This window comes from Brevundimonas diminuta ATCC 11568, assembly GCF_000204035.1.
In the GTDB taxonomy this organism is placed as follows: Bacteria; Pseudomonadota; Alphaproteobacteria; order Caulobacterales; family Caulobacteraceae; genus Brevundimonas; species Brevundimonas diminuta.
This window is the reverse complement of record NZ_GL883086.1, coordinates 377,054-398,650: the sequence shown is the minus strand read 5'-3', so window position 1 is coordinate 398,650 and position 21,597 is coordinate 377,054. Positions and strand designations below refer to the sequence as shown.

Sequence of the window (21,597 nt, the reverse complement as noted above, 5' to 3'; positions counted from 1 at the left end):
TGACCCCGAGAATGCGGCCAGGGGTCTGGATCATGAGGCGACTGTCGTTTTGGTTCATGCGGAATACCATCGGGGGCTGGCGTCGGCTCACGAGACGAGCCCGCCGAGGAATTTGAAGAGATTGAGCTTCTGCAGATCGTTCCAGGTCGCGAACAACATCAAACCCGCCAGCAAAGCAAGACCGACCCGATATCCCGCCTCCTGAACACGGGCGGCCATCGGACGGCGCGCCACGGCTTCATAAGCGTAGAACAGCAGGTGCCCCCCATCCAGAACGGGAATAGGCATCAGATTTAAAAAGCCGATTCCGACCGAAAGTATGGCCGCGAAGCTGGTCAGCGTCAGCAACAGATTGCGAACGATGGCCCAGGGCTCGGGATTGGCCGCGACCGCGGCGTTGGTCAGGGCGCCGGACGCCTTGGCGATTCCCAGCGGCCCGCTGAACTGATCGCCCGACTCACGGCCGGTGAAGATGCGGCCGATATAGGTCAGGGTGGTGTTCAGGATGGCGCCGGTTTCGCGCACCCCCTGCCCCACGGCGGCGATGGGACCATAGCGGACGTGGCGAATTTCATCGCGGTTAGAGCCCAGAGCCAGGCCGATGCGGCCGACGCTGACACGACCGGCGATGCGATCCGTCTCGGTCCGACGTTCGGGCGTAGCCGTAAGCTGCACCGCCTGATCGCCGCGCTCGACGGTGAAGCGCACCGGATCGCCGCTGCTCAGGGCCACGACGCGCGTCACCTCGCCCCCGTCGGAGATCAGCTTGCCGTTCACATGGGTGATCAGATCGCCCGGCAGGAAGCCCGCCTGCGCCGCCGGCGACTGGGGCTGGACCTCCATCACCCGCGCGGGACGCAGTTCGACGCCCACCAGGCTGAACAGCAGGGTGAAGATGAAGATGGCCAGGATGAAGTTGGCGATCGGTCCGCCCGCCACGACCAGGGCGCGCTGCCACAGAGGCTTGAAATAGAGGTAGTCGCGCTCGGCGCCCGGCCCATGCTCGGCCGTCACGGCCTGACGCAGGGCCTCAAGACCCGCACGATCCGGCACGCCGGTCGCATCCAGGTCGCCGGAGAATTTCACATAGCCGCCCAGCGGCAGCCAGCCGATCCGCCACTCGACGCCGTGCTTGTCGGTCCGGCGGAAGATCGCGCGCCCGAAACCGATGGAAAAGCGGTCCATCTTCACGCCGAAGGCGCGCGCCGTCAGGAAGTGGCCCAGCTCATGCACCGTCACGACAAGCGTCAGCACGAGCAGGAACGGCACGACATAGGTCAGAGCCTGGCTGATCACGCCTATCATGCCGTTCGTATCTCCCGTTCCCCTCAGGCCGCGATGTTCAGCGAGGCGATGACGTCGCCCGCGATCCGCCGCGCCTGCGCATCAACGGCCAGGGCCGCCTCGCAGGCATCGTCGGAACCGCAAGACGCGCCCGCGCCCGTCGCCTTCTCAAGGGTGTCGGCGACGACTGCGGCAATATTGAGAAAGCCCAGCCGCCGGTCAAGGAAAGCCAGAGCCGCCACCTCATTGGCCGCATTGAAGACGATGGGGGCGATTCCGCCCGCCGCCAGAGCTTCGCGCGCCAGACGCAAGGCCGGAAACCGATCCTCGTCCGGGGCCTCAAACGTCAACCGCCCCAGGGCCGCCAGGTCCAGCTTGGGCGCCGGCCAGGCCAGACGATCAGGCCAGGACAGGGCGCAGGCGATGGGCGTCCGCATGTCCGGCGCGCCCATCTGGGCCAGGGTCGAGCCATCCACATATTCCACAAGGCTGTGGATGATCGATTCCGGGTGCACCACCACATCGACCCGCTCGCCCGGCATATCGAACAGATAGGCGGCTTCGATCAGCTCCAGCCCCTTGTTGGCCATGGTGGCGCTGTCGACCGAAATCTTGGCGCCCATGCTCCAATTCGGATGGGCCACGGCCTGTTCCGGCGTGATCCGCGTCATGGCCGCGCGCGGCAGGGTGCGGAACGGCCCGCCAGAAGCGGTCAGCACCAGTTTGGATACGCGCTCGGGCGCCCCGGCCGGAAAGACCTGGAAAATGGCCGAATGTTCGGAATCGACGGGGATCAGTCGCCCGCCGCTGCGCTTGACCCGCTCGATCAGCGCCGGACCGCAGCAGACCAGGCTTTCCTTGTTGGCCAGAGCCAGGGTCGCCCCCGTCCCCGCCGCCGCCCAGGCCGAGCGCAGGCCCGCCGCCCCGACGATAGAGGCCATGATCCAATCGGCGGGCCGCACGGCCGCCTCGACGATGGCGTCCGGCCCCGCCGCCGCCTCGACTCCGGTTCCCGCCAGAGCGTCGCGCAGTTCATTCAAGCGCGCCGGATCAGCTGTCACGGCGATGCGCGGCCGCCAGCGGCGCGCCTGTTCGGCCAGGCGAGCAATGTTGGCGCCGCCAGTCAGGGCCTCGACCTCGAACGCAGCCGAGCCAGCCGCTTGCGCCTGCTCCATCAGGTCCAGGGTCGAAGAGCCGACGGATCCGGTCGAGCCCAGGACAGAGACGCGCCGCGCGATCATGCCGCCCGCTCCAGCATCAGGACGATCAGACGCCCGGCCGACACCACGACGACGGCGAACATCAGCCCGTCGACGCGGTCCAGCAGACCGCCGTGGCCCGGGATCAGATTGCCCGCGTCCTTGACCCCGAAACGCCGCTTCAGCGCCGATTCCCACAGGTCGCCGCCCATGGTGGCCAGGGCCGCCGCCAGACCTAGAACCCCGCCCCAAAAGGCGTTCAGCAGGCCCATGTCCAGCCAACCCGCCATGGCGGCGCCGGCGATCATCCCGGCGGTCAAGCCGCCGATGAAGCCCGACCAGGTCTTGTTGGGCGAAAAGCGCGGCCACAGCTTGGGCCCGCCGACGAAGCTGCCGACCAGATAGGCCAGGATGTCCGCCGACCAGGCCACGGCGAAGACCAGCACGGTCCAGTACAGCCCCTGCACCTCGTGCAGGTCGCGCAGCCAGATCAGCAGGATGCAGGGCCAGCCGAGGTAGAGCACCCCATAGGCCGTATCCAGCAGTGACTCGCCGCGCGTGCGGGCGAACAGGCCCGCCGCCAGGGCGCCGAACACCATCAGCACCAGGGCCAGGGAAATCTGCCCGACGTGGGCCGCGATCACCGCCACGACCAGGGCCAGGGCCACGCTGATCCCGATCGGCCGCCATAGATTCGGCGCGCACATCCGCGCCCACTCGAAGGCCAGCAGCACCGCCCCCGCGACCACCAGGGCGCAGAACCAATCGCCGCCCGCCCACGTCGCCAGGACCGCCGCCGGCGCCAGCACGACCGCCGAAGCGGCGCGCAAGGCGATATCTCGAGGCTTCAACGCCATGTCAGCCCGCGACCTCGCCATAGGCTTCAACGATGACCTCGCGTCCGCCGTAGCGGCGCTCACGGCAGCCGAACTGGGCGATGGCCTCGGCCAGGGCTTCGGCGCCATAGTCGGGCCACAGGATCTCCTGGAACACCATCTCGGCGTAGGCCGCCTCCCACAGCAGGAAGTTGGACAGACGCTGCTCGCCCGAGGTCCGCACGATCAGATCGACCGGCGGCGCGCCCGCCGTCGACAGACCGGCGCCCAGCGCCTCTTCATCGACAACCACGTCTTCGCCCGCACGGGCGCGATCGGCCAGCCGCTGGGCGGCGTCGACCAGATCCGCCCGGCCGCCATAGTTGAAGGCCACCTGCAGCAGGAATTTGTCATTGTCCGCCGTCTCGGCCTCGGCCCGTGCGACGATGGCGGCGATGTCGTCCGGCAGCCCCTTGCGACGACCCAGCACCTTCACCCGCACGCCCGCCGCCGCCAGCCGTTTCAGGTCGCTGCCGACGAAGGCGCGCACCAGGCCCATCAGGTCGGACACCTCGTCGGCCGGACGGCTCCAATTCTCGGTCGAGAAGCCGAACACCGTCAGGCATCGCACGCCCAGCTCCGGCGCCGCCTTGATCGTGCGGCGCAGGGCCTGGACCCCCTCGCGGTGGCCCACGGCGCGCGGAAGACCCCGGCGCTGCGCCCAGCGGCCGTTGCCGTCCATGATCAGGGCGACGTGACGTGGCCCCTTTGCAGGCGCCGTGGCGACGGGCTCGGCCGACATGATGGGGCGTCCTTCCTGAACAGGCCTGACCGCGTCAGACCTGCATGATCTCGACTTCCTTGGCCTTCAAGGTCTCGTCGATGCGCTTGATGGCCGCATCGGTGTCCTTCTGGACCTCGGCCTCCATCTTCTTCTGTTCATCCTGGCTGATCTCGCCGGCCTTTTCAGCCTTCTTCAGCTCGTCGTTGGCGTCGCGGCGCACGTTGCGCACGGCGATCTTCTTGTCCTCAGCGTATTTGCCGGCCAGCTTGGCCAGATCCTTGCGGCGCTCTTCGGTCAGCGGCGGGATCGGGATGCGCAGCGTCTGGCCGTCGACGACCGGGTTCAGGCCCAGGCCAGCGGAGCGGATGGCCTTCTCGACCGAAACCACCATCCCCTTGTCCCAGACGTTGACCGAGATCATGCGCGGCTCCGGCACGCTGATCGCGGCCACAGCGGTCAGCGGCGAGGTTGCGCCATAGGCTTCAACCACGACCGGCTCCAGCAGACCGGCGTTGGCGCGGCCGGTACGCAGGCCGGCGTAATCGTCCTTCAGGGCGGCGACGGACTTGTCCATCCGGTCGCGGAACGTCTTGAGATCGGGTTTGGCCATGACGTGTGTCCTTGGTCCTGTCGTTTGATGACGAAGCCGCTCAGGCGGCCTTGTTGGTGATGACGGTGAAGGTGCCTTCTCCCGTCAGCGCCTTCTGAATCGATCCTTCCTCGCGGATCGAGAAGACCACGATCGGAATGCCGCTGTCGCGCATCAAGGCGATGGCCGAGGCGTCCATGACGCGCAAGTCCTTGGCCAGCACTTCCTGATAGGTCAGCGTCTCATAGCGGGTGGCCGTGGCGTCCTTCTTCGGGTCGGCGGTGTAGACGCCGTCGACGCTGGTGCCCTTCAGCAGGGCGTCGCAGCCCATTTCGGCTGCACGCAGGGCCGCGCCCGAGTCCGTGGTGAAGAAGGGAGCGCCGACGCCCGCGGCGAAGATCACCACGCGGCCCTTCTCGAGGTGGCGCAGGGCGCGACGGCGAATATAGGGCTCGGCGATGGCGGCCATGGGGATGGCGCTCTGGACCCGCGTATCGACGCCGATCTTCTCCAGCGCGCCCTGCATGGCCAGGGCGTTCATGATGGTCGCCAGCATGCCCATGTAGTCGGCGTTGGCGCGATCCATGCCCGCTGCCGCCTTGGACAGGCCGCGGAAGATGTTGCCCCCGCCGATGACCAGGCAGATCTCGACGCCCTGACGCGCCACCGCAGCGACGGCGGCGGCGACCACGTCCACAGTCGGCATGTCGATGCCATAGGGCTGGTCGCCCATCAGCACCTCGCCCGAGACCTTCAGCAGGACGCGCTTGTAACGAAACTCAGAGGGGGCGTCGGGCATGATCAGGGGTCCGTGGATACAGGGGGTTAGCATCCGCGCGAAGTGAATCGGCGGTTCATCATAGACGAAGGGCGCGTCAGCCTTCAAAGCCGAACGCGCCCTTTTGAAAATTCTTCCCTTTCGGGAAGACGTTTCGAGTTAGTTGCCGCCCGTCATCGAGGCGACTTCCGACGCGAAGTCGGGGGTTTCGACCTTCTCGACGCCTTCACCCAGCGCCATGCGGACGAAGCCGGCCAGTTTCAGCTCGGAGCCCAGCTCCTTGCCGGTGTTGACGACCAGCTGCTCGATGGTCACGTCCGGGTCCATGACGAACGGCTGCTTGGTCAGCACCACGTCCTTCTGGAACTTGTTGATCTGACCTTCCACGATCTTTTCGATCATGTTTTCCGGACGGCCTTCTTCCTTGGCCTTCTCGATCAGGACGGCGCGTTCTTTTTCGATCGCGGCCGGGTCCAGGTCTGAGGTGTCCAGCGCCAGCGGAGCCGTGGCCGCCACGTGCATGGCGATCTTGCGGCCCACTTCACGCAGGGCTTCCTTGTCGCCGGCGCCTTCCAGGGCGACCAGCACGCCGATGCGGCCGACGCCCGGCGAGACGGCGTTGTGGACGTAGCTCGAAACCACGCCTTCACCGACCGACAGGCGAGCCGCGCGACGCAGCTGCATGTTCTCGCCGATGGTGGCGATCAGGTTGGTGACTTCGTCCTGAACCGTCTTGCCGTTCTCCAGGGTCGCGCCGTGGATGGCTTCCACGCCGTCGTGGTGCAGACCCAGCTGAGCGAATTCCTTCGCCGCCGACTGGAACAGGTCGTTGCGGGCCACGAAGTCGGTTTCGGCGTTGAACTCGATGGCCGAGGCGACTTCGCCCTTGCCGTCTTCGCGCACGGCGACGGCCACCAAGCCCTCGGCGGCGACGCGGTCGGCCTTCTTGGCGGCCTTGGACAGACCCTTGGCGCGCAGCCAGTCGATGGCCGCTTCGATGTCGCCGTTGTTCTCAACCAGCGCCTTCTTGCAGTCCATCATGCCGACGCCCGAACGCTCGCGAAGCTCCTTCACGAGGGCGGCAGTGATCTCGGCCATGTCTTTCTCCTGAAATTCAAAATGGGCGGCCGGACTGTTTAGCCCGGCCGCATGTCAAGTTGACGTCGGTCCGGCGCGCGGCGGCGCCGGAACGTCAGTCTCAGCCTTCGACCTTCTCGGCCTCGGCGGCGACCAGCTCTTCAGCCGCGCCTTCAGCGCCCGCCGGAGCGGCCTCGGCCTCAACCACGACGGCTTCGCGCAGGGCCGGCTCGACCGGAGCTTCCGAAGCGCCCAGGTCGATGCCCTGAGCGGCGGCGCCGGCGGCCAGGCCGTCCAGGACGGCGTCAGCGATCAGGTCGCAGTAAGTCTGGATGGCGCGGGCGGCGTCATCGTTGCCCGGCACCGGATAGGTGATGCCGTCCGGGTCCGAGTTGGTGTCCAGGATGGCGATGATCGGGATGTTCAGCTTGCGGGCTTCCTGGATCGCGATCGCTTCCTTGTTGGTGTCGATCACGAACATGATGTCCGGCACCGAACCCATGTCCTTGATGCCGCCCAGCGACAGCTCCAGACGGTCCTTCTCGCGCTGCAGGGTCAGCAGCTCTTTCTTGTTGCGGCCTTCGCCGCCGCCTTCAACGATGCCTTCCAGTTCGCGCAGGCGCTGGATCGAGTTGGAGACGGTGCGCCAGTTGGTCAGGGTGCCGCCCAGCCAGCGGTTGTTCATGTAGTACTGGGCGCAGCGCGTGGCGGCCTGCGCGACCGGGTCGGCGGCTTGACGCTTGGTGCCGACGAACAGCACGCGACCGCCCTTGGCGGCCACGTCGCGCACGGCGACCAGGGCCTGGTGCAGCAGCGGCATCGTCTGCGACAGGTCGATGATGTGGATGTTCGAGCGCGAGCCGAAGATGTAGCGGTCCATCTTCGGGTTCCAGCGGTGCGTCTGGTGGCCGAAGTGAGCGCCGGCTTCCAGCAGCGTACGCATCGAGAATTCAGGCAGAGCCATGATCGTCTTTTCCTTTTTCCGATCAAACCTAGCGCGGGCGGTTAAAAGGATCAGTTGATCCCTCGGAACGGTGCAGGCCGGGATGTCTCCCCGGACCGCGCCACGCCCACGTGCGAAGTGCGCCGCGCATGTAGGCGAAACGGCCGAAAAACGCAAGGCTGTGAAGATGATGGGCTTTTAACTTGTCGCCTTCAGGCGGCCACGGCCAGATGACGCCATGCCTCCTTCCCTTCGCCTGCTGTCCGCCCTGGCTTTCGCGCCGCTCGCCGCCGCTCCGGCTCCGTTCGCCAGGGCCCAGACGCCTGCGCCGGTTTCCGCAGAGGCCTATAGAAAGGATGCGCTGGCCCTGCCTGGACTGATCGAAGCCCAGTACGCCTATCCGGAGCGCCTGCCAGGCGGCCGGTTTCCTTCGTCACTGCAGCTGACGGCCCAGGGCGAGGCGGTGCATGACGCCGCCTCTCTGCTGAAGTACGCCGAGAACGCCCTCACGGCGCTGGCCGACCATCACGCCATCACCGGCTCGTCCTTCGCCGACAGCTGGGCCGTGGTTCCCAGCTATTCGGATCTCTGGATCGAGCGAGTCGCACCGCACTGGATCATCACCGACGTCCGCGACGGATCGCCTGCGGCCGAAGCCGGCATTCGCCCCGGCAGCCGCTTGCTGGCCGTCGGCGATCAGCCCATCGACGACGCCGTCGCCGCCTTCTGGAGCGAGATCGGCCTGACGTCCGAAGGCGAGCGCGCCGCCTATGCCGCCCGCGTCCTGGTCGCCGGGCGACGCGACCGCCCTCGCGACCTGATGATCGAGACCCCCGACGGGTCTCGGCGTCGCCTGACCCTGCCTAATCTCTACACGATGCGGCGCGACCGCCCCCCGGTGGAAAGCCGACAGGTCGACGGCGCCCTGGTCATCCGCATCAATGACGCGCTCGGCGACCGCGCGACCATCGCCGCCTTCGACCAGGCGATGACGACGGCGCTGCCCGGTCAAACCCTCGTCCTCGACCTGACGGAGACGCCCAGCGGCGGCAACACCGTCGTCGCCCGCGCCATCATGGGATGGTTCGTCGATGCGCCGTCCGCCTACCAGATCCACAGCCTGCCCGCCGAAGCATGCGAAACCGGGATCGAGCGGCGTTGGATCGAACAAGTCCTGCCGCGCCCAGGCAAACGCCACAACGGCTCTATCATCGTCCGCGTCGGACGCTGGACCGGCAGCATGGGCGAAGGCCTGGCTATCGGCCTCCACGCCCAGGGCGCGCATGTCGCCGGCCGGCCGATGGCGGGCCTGCTCGGCGCGGTCTACGACCTGCGCCTTCCGAACAGCGGACTGGTCATTAAAATTCCTGTCGAACGACTCTACGCCGTCGACGGAACTCCGCGCGAACAGTTCAAGCCTCAGCCGGATTGATCAGAAGCTGCGTCCGTCCACGCGCTGTGCGGTCCAGTCCCACGGCTCCACGTCGGTCAGGGTGCGGATGTTGATCGCCGCAACCTCGCTGCCGTCCGGGGCCTCGCCGTAACCGAACGGCTGCACGCCACAGGTCTTGCAGAAACGATGCTCGATCTTGTGCTGATTGAAGAAGTAGGACGTCGTCTCGCCCTCCCCCTTCGTCAGGCGAAAGGCCGAGCGGGGCGCAAAGGCCAGAACGAACCCCTTGCGATAGCAATGGGAGCAGTTGCACTCCATCAGGCCGTCCAGCCCGACATCCATCTCATAGGCCACCGCGCCGCAATGGCACGACCCGGCATGGGTCTTCGCACTCGTCTCGCTCATCAGGCGTCCTCCAGCATCACCACCCCCGGCGCCGACTTCAGCGCGCCGCGCAGCGCCGCGTCCAGTCGGTATCGTCCCGGCAGCTTGATCTCGACCTCGGTGCGGCCGCCCAGCGTCGCCTGCAGCCAGACCTCGCCGCCCTTGCCCTGCGCCCGGGCCCGGTCCAGCCGCGCCTTCAGCGCCTCGGCGTCCGCCGATTGCGCCGACAGGATGACGCGCAACCCGATCTGGGCGTCGTCCAGCAGCACGTCCATGCGGCTGGCGTCATCGCCGAAGAAGCGCACCTCGCCATCCGCCGCCTTGGCCCGAACCTTGACCAGAACCGACGTCCCGACCTCCAGAACCTCGCGGCACCGCCGAAGCTGTTCGGGCGGGAACAGGCATTCGAACTCCCCCGTCGGGTCCGAGAAGGTGACGAAGGCGAATTTCTCGCCGGTGCGGGCGCTGGCCCGTTCCTGACGGCGACGCACCACCCCTGCCATCTGGAAGGCTTCATGCCCCGCCTCGGCCAGCCCTTGCGCCTCGGCCACGAAGGTCACGCGCTTGCGTTTCAGGGCGGGCGTCAGCTCTTCCAGCGGGTGACCCGACAGATAGAAGCCGACGGCGTAGAGTTCCTGATCCAGCTTGTCCGGCCCGGCCCACGGCTCCATGCTCTTCAGACGCGGCCGCGCGGCGGCGGCCTGATCGGCGCCGAACAGGCTGACCTGTGACGAGGCCCGCTCCGCCGCCACGCTCTGGCAATAGGCGATCAGCACATCGGCCTGTTCGAACAGCTGGCGACGGTTCGGATGGATGCTGTCGAACGCGCCCGCGCGCGCCAGGCCTTCCAGCGCCCGCTTGTTCACCGCCCGGGGATCGACCCGCTCCAGGAAGTCGAAGATATCGGGGAAGGGCCCGCCCGTCTCGCGCACCTCGATGACGTGCTTCATCGCCTCCAGGCCCACGTTGCGGATGGCGCCCAGCGCATAGAGCACGCTGCCCTGCCCGTCCCTCCACGACACGTCGAAGTCGGCGGATGAACGGTTGATGTCGGGCGCTAGGACCGGAACATCAAACCGTCGGCAATCCTGATAGAAGACCGCCAGCTTGTCGGTGTTCGATAGATCGAGGCTCATCGACGCCGCGAAGAACTCCACCGGGTGATTGGCCTTCAGCCAGCCCGTCTGGAACGAGATCAGCGCATAGGCCGCCGCGTGCGACTTGTTGAAGCCATAGCCCGCGAACTTGGCCACCAGGTCGAAGATGGAGCCTGACTGGGCCTCCGGAACCCCCTTCTCGGACGCGCCCTTGACGAAGCGAAGGCGCTGGAAGTCCATCTCCTCCTTCTTCTTCTTGCCCATGGCGCGACGCAACAGGTCGGCCTCGCCCAGGCTGTAGCCCGCCAGGATCTGGGCGATCTTCATCACCTGTTCCTGGTAGATGATGACGCCGTAGGTCTCGGTCAGCACCTCCTTCAGGCTGGGGTGCAGGTAGTCGACCTCCGCTCGGCCGAACTTCCGGTCGATGTAGGTGTCGATCATCTCCATCGGCCCCGGCCGGTAGAGGGAGATCAGGGCGGTGATCTCTTCGATCGAGCCGCAGCGCATCTTGCGCAGGGTGTCGCGCATGCCCTGGGATTCCAGCTGGAACACCCCGACCGTCTGCCCCGAGGCCATGAGCTCATAGGTCTTGGGATCATCCAGCGGCAGCAGACCCCAATCCTGAGCCGCACCGCGCCGTTCCAGATAGCTCTTGGCGCGGTCCAGCACCGTCAGCGTCTTCAGGCCCAGGAAGTCGAACTTCACCAGGCCCGCCGGCTCGACCCACTTCATGTTGAACTGGCTGGCCGGGATGGTGGAGCGCGGATCCTGATACAGCGGCACCAGTTCCGTCAGCGGCCGATCGCCGATGACGATGCCCGCCGCGTGGGTCGAGGCGTTGCGGTAGAGGCCTTCCAGCTCAAGCGCCGTCTCCAGCAGCGCCTTGACGGCAGGCTCGGCGTCACGCGCCTCGCGCAGGCGCGGCTCCAGGTCGATGGCCTGGGCCAGGGTCACGGGGTTCGCGGGGTTGGCCGGAACCATCTTGGCTAGGCGGTCCACCTGGCCCAGCGGCATCTGCAGCACGCGCCCCACGTCGCGCAGCACGGCGCGCGCCTGCAGGGTGCCGAAAGTGATGATCTGAGCCACCCGGTCCTTGCCGTAGTGGTCCTGAACGTAGTCGATGACCTCTTCGCGCCGCTCCTGACAGAAGTCGATGTCGAAGTCGGGCATGGAGACCCGTTCGGGGTTGAGGAAGCGCTCGAACAGCAGGCCGAACCGCAGAGGGTCCAGGTCGGTGATGGTCAGCGACCAGGCGACCAACGACCCGGCCCCAGAGCCCCGCCCCGGCCCCACCGGGATGTCATGCAGCTTGGCCCATTTGATGAAGTCCGCCACGATCAGGAAGTAGCCGGGGAACCCCATCTGCTGGATGATCCCGACCTCCCATTCCAGGCGGGACCAGTAGTCTTCCTCGGGCGCATAGGCCTGGTTCTTCTCCAGCCGCGCCTTCAGGCCTTCGCGCGCCTGGTGCGCCAGTTCGTCGTCTTCCGAACGACCTGCGCCGGTGTCGAAGCGCGGCAAGATCGGCTTGTGCGTCTTGACCAGGAAGGCGCAGCGGCGCGCGATCTGAATGGTGTTGTCGCAGGCCTCCGGCAGATCGGCGAACAGTTCGCGCATCGCCTCGGCCGACTTGAACCAGTGCTCGCCGGTGACGCGACGGCGATCCTCCTGACCCGTGAAGGCGCCGTCGGAGATGCACAGCAAGGCGTCATGCGACTTCGCCTGGGCCGCCTTGGCGTAATAGACGTCGTTGGTCGCGACCAGCGGCGTGTCATTGGCGTAGGCCCATTCAACCAGCCCGCCCTCGGCCAACGTCTCGCTGGACAGTCCGTGGCGTTGCAGTTCGACATAGAAGCGGTCACCGAACACCCGCTTCATCTCGGCCAGGGCGGCGGCGGCCTCCGCCGGCTTCTTCTGCACGAACAGAGGATCAATGGGGCCGTCCGGCCCGCCCGACAGCAGGATCAGCCCTTCGGACTTATCCACAACCTGTCCCCAGGGCACGCCCGGCTCGGCCATTTCGCCCGCGTCCAGATAGGCGGCGGACGACAGGGCGCACAGGTTGAGCCACCCCTGCTCGTTCTGGGCGATCAGCACGACCGTCGGCGTCTTGGCCCAGCGTTGGGCGACCTGCCCGCCGATATCGAGCACCGGCAAGGCGCAGGCGACGATAGGCTGGACGCCCGCATCCTTGGTCGTCTGGCTGAACTCAAGGGCCCCGAACAGGTTGGCGCGGTCAGCCACGGCCACGGCCGGCATTCCGGCATCGGCGGCCATCTTGCCGATCTTGCCGGCCTTGATGGCGCCTTCCAGCAGCGAATAGGCGCTTCGGACCCGCAGGTGGACAAAGCCCTGACTGTTCACCGCATCCGCCAATCGAAAACTCCGCATCGCAGCGCCCGATCATACGGGCGCATCGTCATCATGCAGGGAGTCGCGCCTCCGTGGGCGCGGTCATGTCACCAGAAAGGCCGCCTGCCAGACCATCCAGACGAAGCCGCCGCAGGACGCAAGCGACAGCAGATCCCTCACCCAACGCGTCATCGGATTTATCCCCAGATCAAATGTTGCCCATTTGTTCTAAGTTGCCTCTTTGTTCTCGTCAACCTCAATTCGCGAGGAAGCCGAGCCGGGTCAGCGCCGAGGCCAGAGCCGCCGAGTTCGGGGACTGAGTCTTGCGCAGCAGGCTTGCACGGAAGAACTCCACCGTGCGCGGGCTCAGTTCCAGGTTCTGGGCGATCTGTTTGGTGGTCAGACCCTCGACCAGCATTTCGGCCACCTGTCGCTCGCGGCGGGTGAAGGTCAGCTCTTCACGGGCCGGGGCGGACGCGAGGGCCTCTGCGCCCCGACGCAGGGCGCGCACCAGTTCATCGATTGTGACGGGTTTAGGCAGAACATCATCCACGCCCAGGCGCATGGCGTCGACCGTCGTCCGCACGTCGACGAAGGCGCTGACGACGATGACGGCGTGGCGGTTCAGGGCGCAAAAGGCGGCCACGAGATCCAGCCCCTCGACGCCCGGCATCTTCAGATCAGCGACGAGGCAGGTCGAATCCGCGTCTGACGCCCACATCAGCGCGTCGAGCGGGTCGTGGAAACCGACGGCGGGGAACCCCGCGTCGCGCACCGCCAGAAGGGTCAGCTCCAGCAGCGCCCGATCATCGTCAATGATGGCGATTTCACCGATGGCGCGCCCAATCCTATCTGCATCCTGTCCATGTCGACCGCCGTCCACGCCATCACGCATCATGTCGTTGAAACTACGCAAGGCCTGACGCGGGAAAAACCTCGTAGTCCCACGCAGTTGATCCCGTGCGGGCATACGCAGAACGATATTTCGGTTACGCTGAGGCGAACATGGAGGCTCGCTGTGTTGCAAAGCGCCGTATTCCTGACCCGGTCTCCGTCAGGATTCGCGCAAAGCGCACGGTGGCCGGCCCTGATCGACATGCGGCGCGACCAAGCCCGGTCGTTGGGCCTCGCCGGCGTGGCGGCAAGCGTAGACGATGTCATCATCTACGCCATGGAAGGATCGCCCGGCGCTCTTGACGGCTTCCTTCAGCTGCTCGGCGCCAGTCCCTGTGAAACAGCGCCGATGCAGGCCTGGCGACAGACGGTGCAATTTCGCATCCACCGTGTCTTGGCGCTGTCTCACCCCCTGCTCAGACCGGATGAGACAGCGGTCCTGCAACGCGCGATCGACCCGGTTCATCCCCGATATGCCGACATCCCGCCGCTGCTGGGCGCGGCCGCGCTGCACTGGGCCATGATGCCCTATCGCACGCCGCTGCAGGCGACGACGCGGCTCATCGCCTCCTAGTAGGCGTGGCTTTCGGCCGCGCGCTGCTCCAGGTGGCCGTCCTTCAAGGCGAAGACGCGGTCCATGTGACCGGCCAGCTCCATGTTGTGCGTGGCGATCAGGGCGGCGACGCCCGTGGTCTTGGCCAGTTCGCGCAGGGCCTCGAACACCGCCTGGCTGGTGACGGGGTCCAGGTTGCCGGTCGGTTCGTCGGCCAACAGCAGACGCGGGCTGTTGGCCAGGGCGCGCGCGATGGCGACACGCTGTTGCTCGCCCCCAGATAGTTGCGCGGGTTGGTGCGTGACCCGCTGTCCAAGACCCAGCGAGGTCAGGGTTTCGGTCGCGCGACGACGCGCCTCTCCTTCCCGCACGCCTGCGATCCGCATGGGCAGGGCTACATTGTCCAGAGCGTCGAACTCCGGCAGCAGGTGGTGGAACTGATAGACGAAGCCGATGCGGTGCAGACGCAGGCGCGTGCGCGCGCGTTCGTCCAGACCGCCGACGTCCTCGCCGTCGATCAGCACCTGGCCGCTGGTCGGCCGCTCCAGCAGGCCCGCCGCGTGCAGCAGGCTGGACTTTCCCGAGCCGGACGGACCGATCAGGCCGACGACCTCGCCTGGCATGACCTCCAGGTCGACGCCCTTCAGCACCGTCAGCCCGCCCTGGGCCGTCGGATAGGTGCGCGTCACACCGCGCAGCGACAGGATGGCGCCGTTCGCTTCCGTCGCGACGGCGGGCTTCTTCTTCAGCAGCTTATTCAAAGCGCAGGGCCTCCACCGGATCGATGCGCGACGCGTTCCACGACGGCGGCAGGCTGGCCAGGCAGCTCATGAAGAAGGAGAAGACCGCGACCCAGGTCACGTCCCACGGGTCCACCTTGGCCGGAACAGAATCCAGCATATAGACCTCGGCGTTGAACAGCTGGACGCCCAGCAGGCCCTCGAGGAAATGCTGGATCGCGCCGATGTTCCAGCAGAACAGCAGGCCCAGAACCAGGCCCGCGATGGTGCCGCCGATGCCGATGGCCGCGCCCGACATGAAGAAGATGCGCAGGATGGACGACTGGCTGGCGCCGACGGTGCGCAGGATGGCGATGTCGCGCGTCTTGTTCTTCACCAGCATGACGATGCCGCTGATGATGTTCATGGCGGCGATGGCGACCACCATGCCCAGGATGATGCTCATGGCCACGCGTTCGACCTTCAGCGCGCCCCAGATGGCGGCCTGGCGGTTGCGCCAGTCGGTGACGACGCTGCCCGATCCGGCCGCGCGCTGAACCGGCGTCAGCAGATTCTCGACCAGATCCGGCTCCGCCACCTTCATCTCGATCACGTCCCAGACGCCGTCCTTGCCGAAGAACAGTTGCGCCTGCTCCAGCGGCATGAAGATGAAGGCGCGATCATAGTCCGCCGCGCCCGACGTATAGATTCCGCCGACGATATAGGTCTTCTCCAGCCCGCCCAGATTGCCGAATGCGCTGTCGGCTCCAGTCGGAGAATAGAGGGAAATGGGATCGCCTTCACGCAGGCCCATCTGCTCGGCGAGGCTCTTGCCGATCAGGACGTGATCGCCGCCGTACTGACCCTTGCCGAAATGCTCGCGCGCCTCGGGGGTCAGGCTGTCATAGACGAACTTCGTCGAGGCCAGATCCTGCGGCCGCACGCCGCGCACGACACCGCCCGTGGCCGCCCCGCCCGCGCGGAACATGGCCGGGCTTTCGATCAGGGGCGTCACCGCCACCACGCCCGGCACGTCGGCGATCCGCTTCAGCGCGGCGTCGCGATCGGGCGCATAGAGCACCGGCCCCTGCACATACATATGACCGTTGAACGACAGGATCCGGTCCATCAGCGTGCCGCGGAAGCCCGCCATGATGCTCATCACGCTGATCAGCACCGCGACGGCCAGCATGATGCCGATGAAGCTGATCATGGCGATCAGCGCCACCCCGCCCTGCTTGCGCTTGGCGCGCAGATAGCGGAGCGCCAGCCCGATCTCCCAGCTGGAGAACGGGCCTGACCCTTTGGATGCAGGCGGCGGAGCGGAAGCCGTCGCGGCGTCGGTCATTTCGTGAGCAACTCCAGGGCGGCGTCCAGCGACAGGCTCTGCTTCTCGCCGGTGGCGCGGCGCTTCAGTTCGACCACGCCGTCGGCCAGGCCCTTGGGCCCGATGGTCAGCTGCCACGGCACGCCGATCAGGTCGGCGGTGGCGAACTTGCCGCCCGGCCGCTCGTCCGTGTCGTCGTAGAGGACGTCCTTGCCGAGAGCTTCCAGCTTGGCCACGGCGTCTTCACAGGCGGCCGAGACGGCCTCGTCGCTGGCGCGCAGGTTGATCACCACCACGTCGAACGGCGCGACCGAGTCCGGCCAGATGATGCCGCCCTCGTCATGGCTGGCCTCGATGATGGCGCCCAGCAGGCGCGACACGCCGACGCCGTAGCTGCCCATGTGGACCTCGGTGTCCTGGCCGTTCGGCCCGGCGACCTTGGCCTTCATGGCGGCCGAGTATTTGGTGCCGAAGTAGAAGATGTGGCCGACCTCGATGCCGCGCGCCGACAGGCGGTCGCCCTCGGCGGTCTGGGTCTCGAACTGGGCGGCGTCGTGCATTTCCTCGGTCGCGGCGTAGAGGGCCGTGCGCTCGTTGAACACGCCCTCCAACTGCTCGACGCTGAGGTTGTGGCCGGGCGCGGCCATCTCGACCAGCTTGCGGTCGCAGAAGACCTCGCTCTCGCCGGTCTCGGCCAGGACGATGAACTCGTGGCTAAGATCGCCGCCGATCGGACCGGTGTCGGCGCGCATCGGCACGGCCTTCAGGCCCAGGCGGGCGAAGGTGTTCAGATAGGCGGCGAACATCCGTTTGTAGGCGATGCGAGCCGAGGCCTCGTCCAGGTCGAAGGAATAGGCGTCCTTCATCAGGAACTCGCGGCCGCGCATGACGCCGAAGCGCGGACGGCGCTCGTCGCGGAACTTCCACTGGATGTGGAAGAGGTTCAGCGGCAGGGCCTTGTAGCTCTTCACATAGGCCCGGAAGATATCCGTGACCATTTCCTCATTGGTCGGCCCGTACAGCAGTTCACGCTCATGACGGTCGGTGATGCGCAGCATCTCCGGGCCATAGGCGTCGTAGCGGCCGCTCTCGCGCCACAGATCGGCCAGCTGCAGCGTCGGCATCAGCAGTTCGACGGCGCCGGCCTTGACCTGCTCGTCGCGAACGATGCCTTCGATCTTGCGCAACACCCGCAGACCCAATGGCAGCCAGGCGTAGATGCCGGCGGCCTCCTGCTTGATCATGCCCGCGCGCAGCATCAGCTGATGCGACACGATCTGGGCGTCGGAGGGGGCTTCTTTCAGGATCGGCAGGAAGTAGCGCGACAGGCGCATGGGAGGATTCTCGGCAAATTCAGTCAGGCCCGAGGTTTAACCGGGCGAAGGGGGCGAAAGCTAGAGCGCGTTCGCGTGGGTGATATCGGGCACGGGGGTCCAGCCGATCCAGACGATGGCGACGATGACGAGCCAGACGATGATCGACACCCAGGTCGTGGTGATGAACTTCTTCTTGAGGTTCGGGTTCTTCGGCGCGCCCCACTGGGTCCCGTCCGTCGGCGGATCCTTGATCTGGTCCGACATGCCCAGCGGCAGAATCGCGAACAACACGATCCACCACACCGTCAGAAAGGTGGCGACCAAGGTGAAGGGGCCAAGGGGCATCGTCTCTAAAAGTCCGTTCATCGCAATCATCGTCGCGGCGCGATAAGGAGAGGCTCCGCAACAAGGACGCCCTGAATGCCACAGATTACGCTGGAACACTCCACCCATTTCGACGCGACCGACTGGCGCGCCCTGGCGCTGGAGATTCATCGCCTCTGTGTCGAGATGATCGGCGCCGGCCTTCCCGCGTGCAAGACGCGCATCGTACGCTGCGACCGCCTGATCATCGCCGACGGCGACCCGGACCAGGCCATGGTCCACTGCGACCTGCGCATCCTCAGCGGCCGCACCCAAGAGCAGAGAACCGCTCTGGGCGAAGCGGTGCTGGCGGCCCTGCTGGCCGGCGTCGCGCCCTACGACGGCCCCCGCCAGATCTCGATCGAGGTCGGACAGGTGGAGCGCGACGACTATCGGAAGGCGACGCTCGAAAGCTGATAACTATCCCTCCCCTTTTCGTGGGGAGGGAGAAGCCACGCGCCCTTACGGGTGCGGTCGCCCAATCCCGTAGCGCGCAGCCCAGTACGGCAGGATGTCGTCATCCTGCAGGAAGCGCGCGCCGGTCTCTGCGCTGACCTGGGCGTCGGGCCAGTCGAACTCGCCGTCCAGCACCAGCAGCGGGCAGCTCTGGTTCGCCTCCCCTACCTCGGCGATCACGGCCGAGCGCGGGCGCGGGTGATCCAGATGGGTCACCGTCAGATGCTCGCGCAGGCGCGGATACAGGCCCAATACGCCCTCGATCCGCGCGCCGGGCGGGCAGAACCACGGCCCGCCCTGGTCGTCGAACCAGTCGGCGTTCAGAAGATAAAGACGATCCGCCATCAGAGCCTCAGCACCACGGTTTCCACGATCGGACGACGATCCCAGATCTGCTGGCTGGCCTTCTTCAGGGTCCGGCTGACGGCCTGTTCGATGACGGCTTCGTCCTCCAACGCCTCGCCCCTCAGGCCGCGCACCGTGTTCTCGACGCGCTCGGCCATGTCGTCCAGCACGTCGCCCAGCGGACGGTCCGCGTCGCCCGGCAGGCCGATGCCGCGCACGTCGATGTCGCTGGCGATGCGGCCGCGACGATCCAGGGCGAAGCTGACGATCAGGATGCCGTTGCTGGCGGCGTGCTTGCGCTCGCGCAGGGCCTCGCCGGCCTCTTCCACCAGCATGCCGCCGTCGACGAACAGACGGCCCGAGGGCACTTCATCGATGATGGCGGCGGGTCCGGGCGCCAGGCGCACCATATCGCCGTTGCGCGGCGTCACCGTCTCCGGCACCTGCATGTCCTTGGCCAGGTTGCCGTGCTCGATCAGGTGGCGGCGCATGCCGTGGGTCGGCACGGCGATCTGCGGTCGCGCCCACTGATACATCTGGCGCAGTTCGTCACGGCACGGGTGGCCCGAGACGTGGATGCCGGGGTGATCCTTCTCGGTGTAGATGCGGATTCCGCGCTCGGCCATCTTGTCCTGCAGACGGCCGATGGACAGTTCGTTGCCGGGGATGACGCGCGACGAGAAGATGCAGTGGTCGCCCTCGCCCAGCTTGATGAAGGGATGCGTCCCTTCGGCCACGCGAGACAGGGCCGCGCGCGCCTCGCCCTGGCTGCCGGTGCACAGGTACAGAATCTCGTCCGCCGGCCAGACCTTGGCCTCCTGTTCGGACAGGAAGGGCTTGATGTCGTTCAACATGCCGACCGACTTGGCGGCGGCGGTGATGCGGTGCATCGAGCGCCCGGCCAGGGCCACGCGACGCCCGGCGGCCTCAGCGGCGCTGATGACGCTGTGCATCCGCGCGACGTTGGAGGCGAAGCAGCCCACGGCGACCCGGCCCTTCAGGCCCTGAATCAGCTCGGCCAGTTTGACCTTCACATCGCCCTCGGACCCGGCGACGCCGTCCACGAAGACGTTGGTGGAGTCGCACACCATGGCCAGGACGCCCTCGTCGCCCAGCTTCTGGATGAAGTCGACGTCGGTGCGCTCGCCCACGACCGGATCGTTGTCGATCTTCCAGTCGCCGGTATGCAGCACCGTGCCCAGCGGCGTCTTGATGGCCAGGCCGTTCGGTTCGGCGATCGAGTGGGTGATGGTGACGTAGGTCACCTCGAACGGACCCAGGTTCACCGTCGAACCCAGCGGCGCCTCGTGCAGCTCGACATCTTCATAGATGCCGGCGTCGCGCAGCTTTTCGCGGATCAGGAAGGCGGTGAAGGGGGTGGCGTACAGCGGCGCCTGGATGCGCGGCCACAGCCAGCCCAGGGCGCCGATGTGATCCTCGTGCGCGTGCGTCAGCACGATGCCCAGGATGTTCTCGCCTTCGAGGAAGGTCGGATCAGGCACGATGACGTCCACGCCGGGCGTGGACTGGTCGCCGAAGGTCACGCCGACGTCGACGATGATCCATTTGCGGTCATGCGCCGGGCCGAAACCATAGGCGTTCAGGTTCATGCCGACCTCGTTCGAGCCGCCCAGCGGCAGGAAGACGAGTTCGTCGTTTTGAGTTTTCTTAGTCATGCGGCCTTACAGATGGGAGTTCCGCCGCCAGATTTCGAGTAGGCCGCGGATGGTCAGGTCCGGATCAAACCGGTCGATAGAGTCGGTTGCGCCCTCGAACAGGGAGGCGACGCCGCCGGTGCCGATGACCGTCATGGGCTTGCCCCACTCGGCCTTGATGCGGTCCACCAGCCCTTCGATCAGGGCGATATAGCCCCAGAAGACGCCCGATTGCATGGAGGTGACGGTGTCGCGCCCGATCACGGTGTCGGGGCGCTGGATAGCGATGCGCGGCAGCTTGGCCGCCGCCTCGTGCAGGGCCTGAAGCGACAGGTTGATGCCGGGCGCGATCAGCCCGCCTTCAAAGGCCCCCGCCCCCTGCCCGTTCGCGCCGGACACGACGTCGAAGGTCGTGGCCGTGCCGCTGTCGATCAGCAACAGGTCGCCCTCATAGACCTGAAGCGCGCCGATAGCGTTGACCAGACGGTCGGCCCCGGCCTCGCTGGGCTTATGGATGCGCACCTCGATGCCCAGTTCGACGTTCTCGCCGATCACCAGGGGTTCGACGTTCAGATAGCGCCGCGCCAGATTGCGCAGGTTGAAGATCGACTGCGGCACCACGCTGGAGATGATGCAGCCGTCCATGTCGGCCATGGTCTGGCCCTGGCCGCGCATCTCGAACAGCTGGTGCAGCCAGACGGCGTATTCGTCGGCCGTGCGCATGGGATCGGTGGCGGTGCGCCATTGGAAGATCCACTCTTCGCCATCGTGAACGGCGAACAGGGTGTTGGTGTTGCCTTGCTCGATCGCCAGCAGCATCAGGCGGCCTCTCCGAAGAAGACGTCGCCGGCGGAGATGACCCGCAGGCTTCCGTCCGGCAGTTTCAGGCGCAGGGCGCCGTCGGCCTCGACGCCGTCGGCGATCCCGCTCAGGGTTTCATGACTTAGCCGCGCCGTGCATGGGCCGAACAGGCCGGGCGTGCGCGCAACCCAGGCGTCCAGCACGGGCTGAAAGCCCAGACGCGTCCAGCGTTCCAGCCAGGCGTCGAAGGTTTCGGCCAACGCCTTCGCCCCCTCCTCCATCGACGGCGCGGCGGCCACGTCATGACGCAGATGCTCGGCGATGCAGGTAGTCGGGCGCTCGGTCCCTTCGGGCGCATGGGACAGGTTCACGCCGACGCCCACGGCCAGCCACAGGCCGCCAGAGGGCGCAGGACCGGATTCGATCAGGATGCCGGACGACTTACGCCCGTCCAGCAGCACGTCATTGGG

Annotated in this window: 22 protein-coding genes; 3 read left to right on the top strand and 19 right to left on the bottom strand. The window is 66.7% G+C overall.

The annotated features are described in order from the left end of the window. Positions 1-87: 87 nt before the first annotated feature. The 8 genes from BDIM_RS05730 to rpsB all read right to left on the bottom strand — a co-directional run bounded on the left by BDIM_RS05730 (position 88) and on the right by rpsB (position 7,490). Positions 88-1,305 (bottom strand): M50 family metallopeptidase, encoded by a 1,218-nt coding sequence (locus BDIM_RS05730; protein WP_040345191.1) that lies wholly within the window; start codon positions 1,303-1,305, stop codon positions 88-90. 23 nt (positions 1,306-1,328) lie between these two features. Further along, a complete protein-coding gene (gene dxr, locus BDIM_RS05725; protein WP_003164617.1) occupies positions 1,329-2,525 on the bottom strand; it encodes a 1-deoxy-D-xylulose-5-phosphate reductoisomerase in 1,197 nt (398 codons plus the stop codon). Continuing rightward, complete coding sequence (locus BDIM_RS05720; protein ID WP_003164616.1) at positions 2,522-3,340, bottom strand: phosphatidate cytidylyltransferase; 819 nt, start codon at positions 3,338-3,340, stop codon at positions 2,522-2,524. Before BDIM_RS05720 ends, dxr begins: the two co-directional genes overlap by 4 nt. 1 nt (position 3,341) lies before the next feature. After that, positions 3,342-4,100, bottom strand: coding sequence for a polyprenyl diphosphate synthase (uppS, locus tag BDIM_RS05715; RefSeq protein WP_003164615.1), 759 nt, complete (start codon positions 4,098-4,100; stop codon positions 3,342-3,344). A gap of 34 nt (positions 4,101-4,134) precedes the next feature. After that, complete coding sequence (gene frr / locus BDIM_RS05710; RefSeq protein WP_003164614.1) at positions 4,135-4,692, bottom strand: ribosome recycling factor; 558 nt, start codon at positions 4,690-4,692, stop codon at positions 4,135-4,137. Between the two features lie 40 nt (positions 4,693-4,732). Then, entirely contained in the window at positions 4,733-5,470 is a 738-nt protein-coding gene (pyrH, locus tag BDIM_RS05705) for a UMP kinase (RefSeq protein WP_003164613.1), read from the bottom strand. 138 nt (positions 5,471-5,608) lie between these two features. Beyond that, positions 5,609-6,547 carry a translation elongation factor Ts gene (tsf, locus tag BDIM_RS05700; RefSeq protein WP_003164612.1) on the bottom strand — a complete coding sequence of 313 codons (939 nt, stop codon included), beginning with the start codon at positions 6,545-6,547 and terminating at the stop codon, positions 5,609-5,611. Positions 6,548-6,647: 100 nt separating this feature from the next. Further along, positions 6,648-7,490 (bottom strand): 30S ribosomal protein S2, encoded by an 843-nt coding sequence (gene rpsB / locus BDIM_RS05695; protein ID WP_003164611.1) that lies wholly within the window; start codon positions 7,488-7,490, stop codon positions 6,648-6,650. A 217-nt stretch (positions 7,491-7,707) separates the two neighbouring features. Here rpsB and BDIM_RS05690 point away from each other — a divergent pair, with 217 nt between their 5' ends. Next, positions 7,708-8,901 carry a S41 family peptidase gene (locus BDIM_RS05690; protein WP_003164610.1) on the top strand — a complete coding sequence of 398 codons (1,194 nt, stop codon included), beginning with the start codon at positions 7,708-7,710 and terminating at the stop codon, positions 8,899-8,901. On the opposite strand, the gene BDIM_RS05685 is transcribed toward BDIM_RS05690, so the two are convergent. From BDIM_RS05685 to BDIM_RS05675, 3 genes are all read right to left on the bottom strand, one after another. Then, the gene (locus BDIM_RS05685) at positions 8,902-9,267 is read right to left on the bottom strand and encodes a GFA family protein (protein WP_040345188.1); all 366 of its coding nucleotides are present in this window, start codon (positions 9,265-9,267) and stop codon (positions 8,902-8,904) included. It abuts the gene before it with no gap. Further along, complete coding sequence (gene dnaE / locus BDIM_RS05680; RefSeq protein ID WP_040345185.1) at positions 9,267-12,722, bottom strand: DNA polymerase III subunit alpha; 3,456 nt, start codon at positions 12,720-12,722, stop codon at positions 9,267-9,269. Before dnaE ends, BDIM_RS05685 begins: the two co-directional genes overlap by 1 nt. A gap of 232 nt (positions 12,723-12,954) precedes the next feature. Further along, a complete protein-coding gene (locus BDIM_RS05675) occupies positions 12,955-13,614 on the bottom strand; it encodes a response regulator transcription factor (protein ID WP_003164608.1) in 660 nt (219 codons plus the stop codon). Between the two features lie 102 nt (positions 13,615-13,716). On the opposite strand from BDIM_RS05675, the gene BDIM_RS05670 reads away from it, so the two are divergent. Then, a complete protein-coding gene (locus BDIM_RS05670; protein WP_244911861.1) occupies positions 13,717-14,166 on the top strand; it encodes a hypothetical protein in 450 nt (149 codons plus the stop codon). Here BDIM_RS05670 and BDIM_RS05665 read toward each other — a convergent pair. The 4 genes from BDIM_RS05665 to BDIM_RS05650 are packed head-to-tail and all read right to left on the bottom strand — an operon-like array spanning position 14,163 to position 17,882. After that, positions 14,163-14,906, bottom strand: coding sequence for an ABC transporter ATP-binding protein (locus BDIM_RS05665; RefSeq protein WP_003164606.1), 744 nt, complete (start codon positions 14,904-14,906; stop codon positions 14,163-14,165). The genes BDIM_RS05670 and BDIM_RS05665 overlap by 4 nt on opposite strands. Next, positions 14,899-16,212 carry a lipoprotein-releasing ABC transporter permease subunit gene (locus BDIM_RS05660; RefSeq protein ID WP_003164605.1) on the bottom strand — a complete coding sequence of 438 codons (1,314 nt, stop codon included), beginning with the start codon at positions 16,210-16,212 and terminating at the stop codon, positions 14,899-14,901. The genes BDIM_RS05665 and BDIM_RS05660 overlap by 8 nt, the downstream gene beginning before the upstream one ends. After that, positions 16,209-17,525, bottom strand: coding sequence for a proline--tRNA ligase (gene proS, locus BDIM_RS05655; protein ID WP_003164604.1), 1,317 nt, complete (start codon positions 17,523-17,525; stop codon positions 16,209-16,211). Before proS ends, BDIM_RS05660 begins: the two co-directional genes overlap by 4 nt. A 60-nt stretch (positions 17,526-17,585) precedes the next feature. Next, positions 17,586-17,882: a DUF1467 family protein gene (locus tag BDIM_RS05650; protein ID WP_428829096.1), complete on the bottom strand. Its 297-nt coding sequence runs from the start codon at positions 17,880-17,882 to the stop codon at positions 17,586-17,588. Positions 17,883-17,927: 45 nt separating this feature from the next. Between BDIM_RS05650 and BDIM_RS05645 the strand changes: the two genes are divergently transcribed. Continuing rightward, entirely contained in the window at positions 17,928-18,287 is a 360-nt protein-coding gene (locus tag BDIM_RS05645; RefSeq protein WP_003164602.1) for a 5-carboxymethyl-2-hydroxymuconate Delta-isomerase, read from the top strand. Between the two features lie 45 nt (positions 18,288-18,332). Here the strand turns inward: BDIM_RS05645 and BDIM_RS05640 are convergent, their stop codons facing one another. The 4 genes from BDIM_RS05640 to BDIM_RS18410 all read right to left on the bottom strand — a co-directional run. Next, the gene (locus tag BDIM_RS05640) at positions 18,333-18,671 is read right to left on the bottom strand and encodes a DUF3088 family protein (protein WP_003164601.1); all 339 of its coding nucleotides are present in this window, start codon (positions 18,669-18,671) and stop codon (positions 18,333-18,335) included. Continuing rightward, positions 18,671-20,347: a ribonuclease J gene (locus BDIM_RS05635; RefSeq protein ID WP_003164600.1), complete on the bottom strand. Its 1,677-nt coding sequence runs from the start codon at positions 20,345-20,347 to the stop codon at positions 18,671-18,673. The genes BDIM_RS05640 and BDIM_RS05635 overlap by 1 nt, the downstream gene beginning before the upstream one ends. A 6-nt stretch (positions 20,348-20,353) precedes the next feature. Beyond that, entirely contained in the window at positions 20,354-21,148 is a 795-nt protein-coding gene (locus BDIM_RS05630) for a type III pantothenate kinase (RefSeq protein ID WP_040345174.1), read from the bottom strand. Then, the coding region (locus BDIM_RS18410) for a biotin--[acetyl-CoA-carboxylase] ligase (RefSeq protein ID WP_040345172.1) at positions 21,145-21,597 on the bottom strand (453 nt) is incomplete at its 5' end. The genes BDIM_RS05630 and BDIM_RS18410, both read right to left, overlap by 4 nt.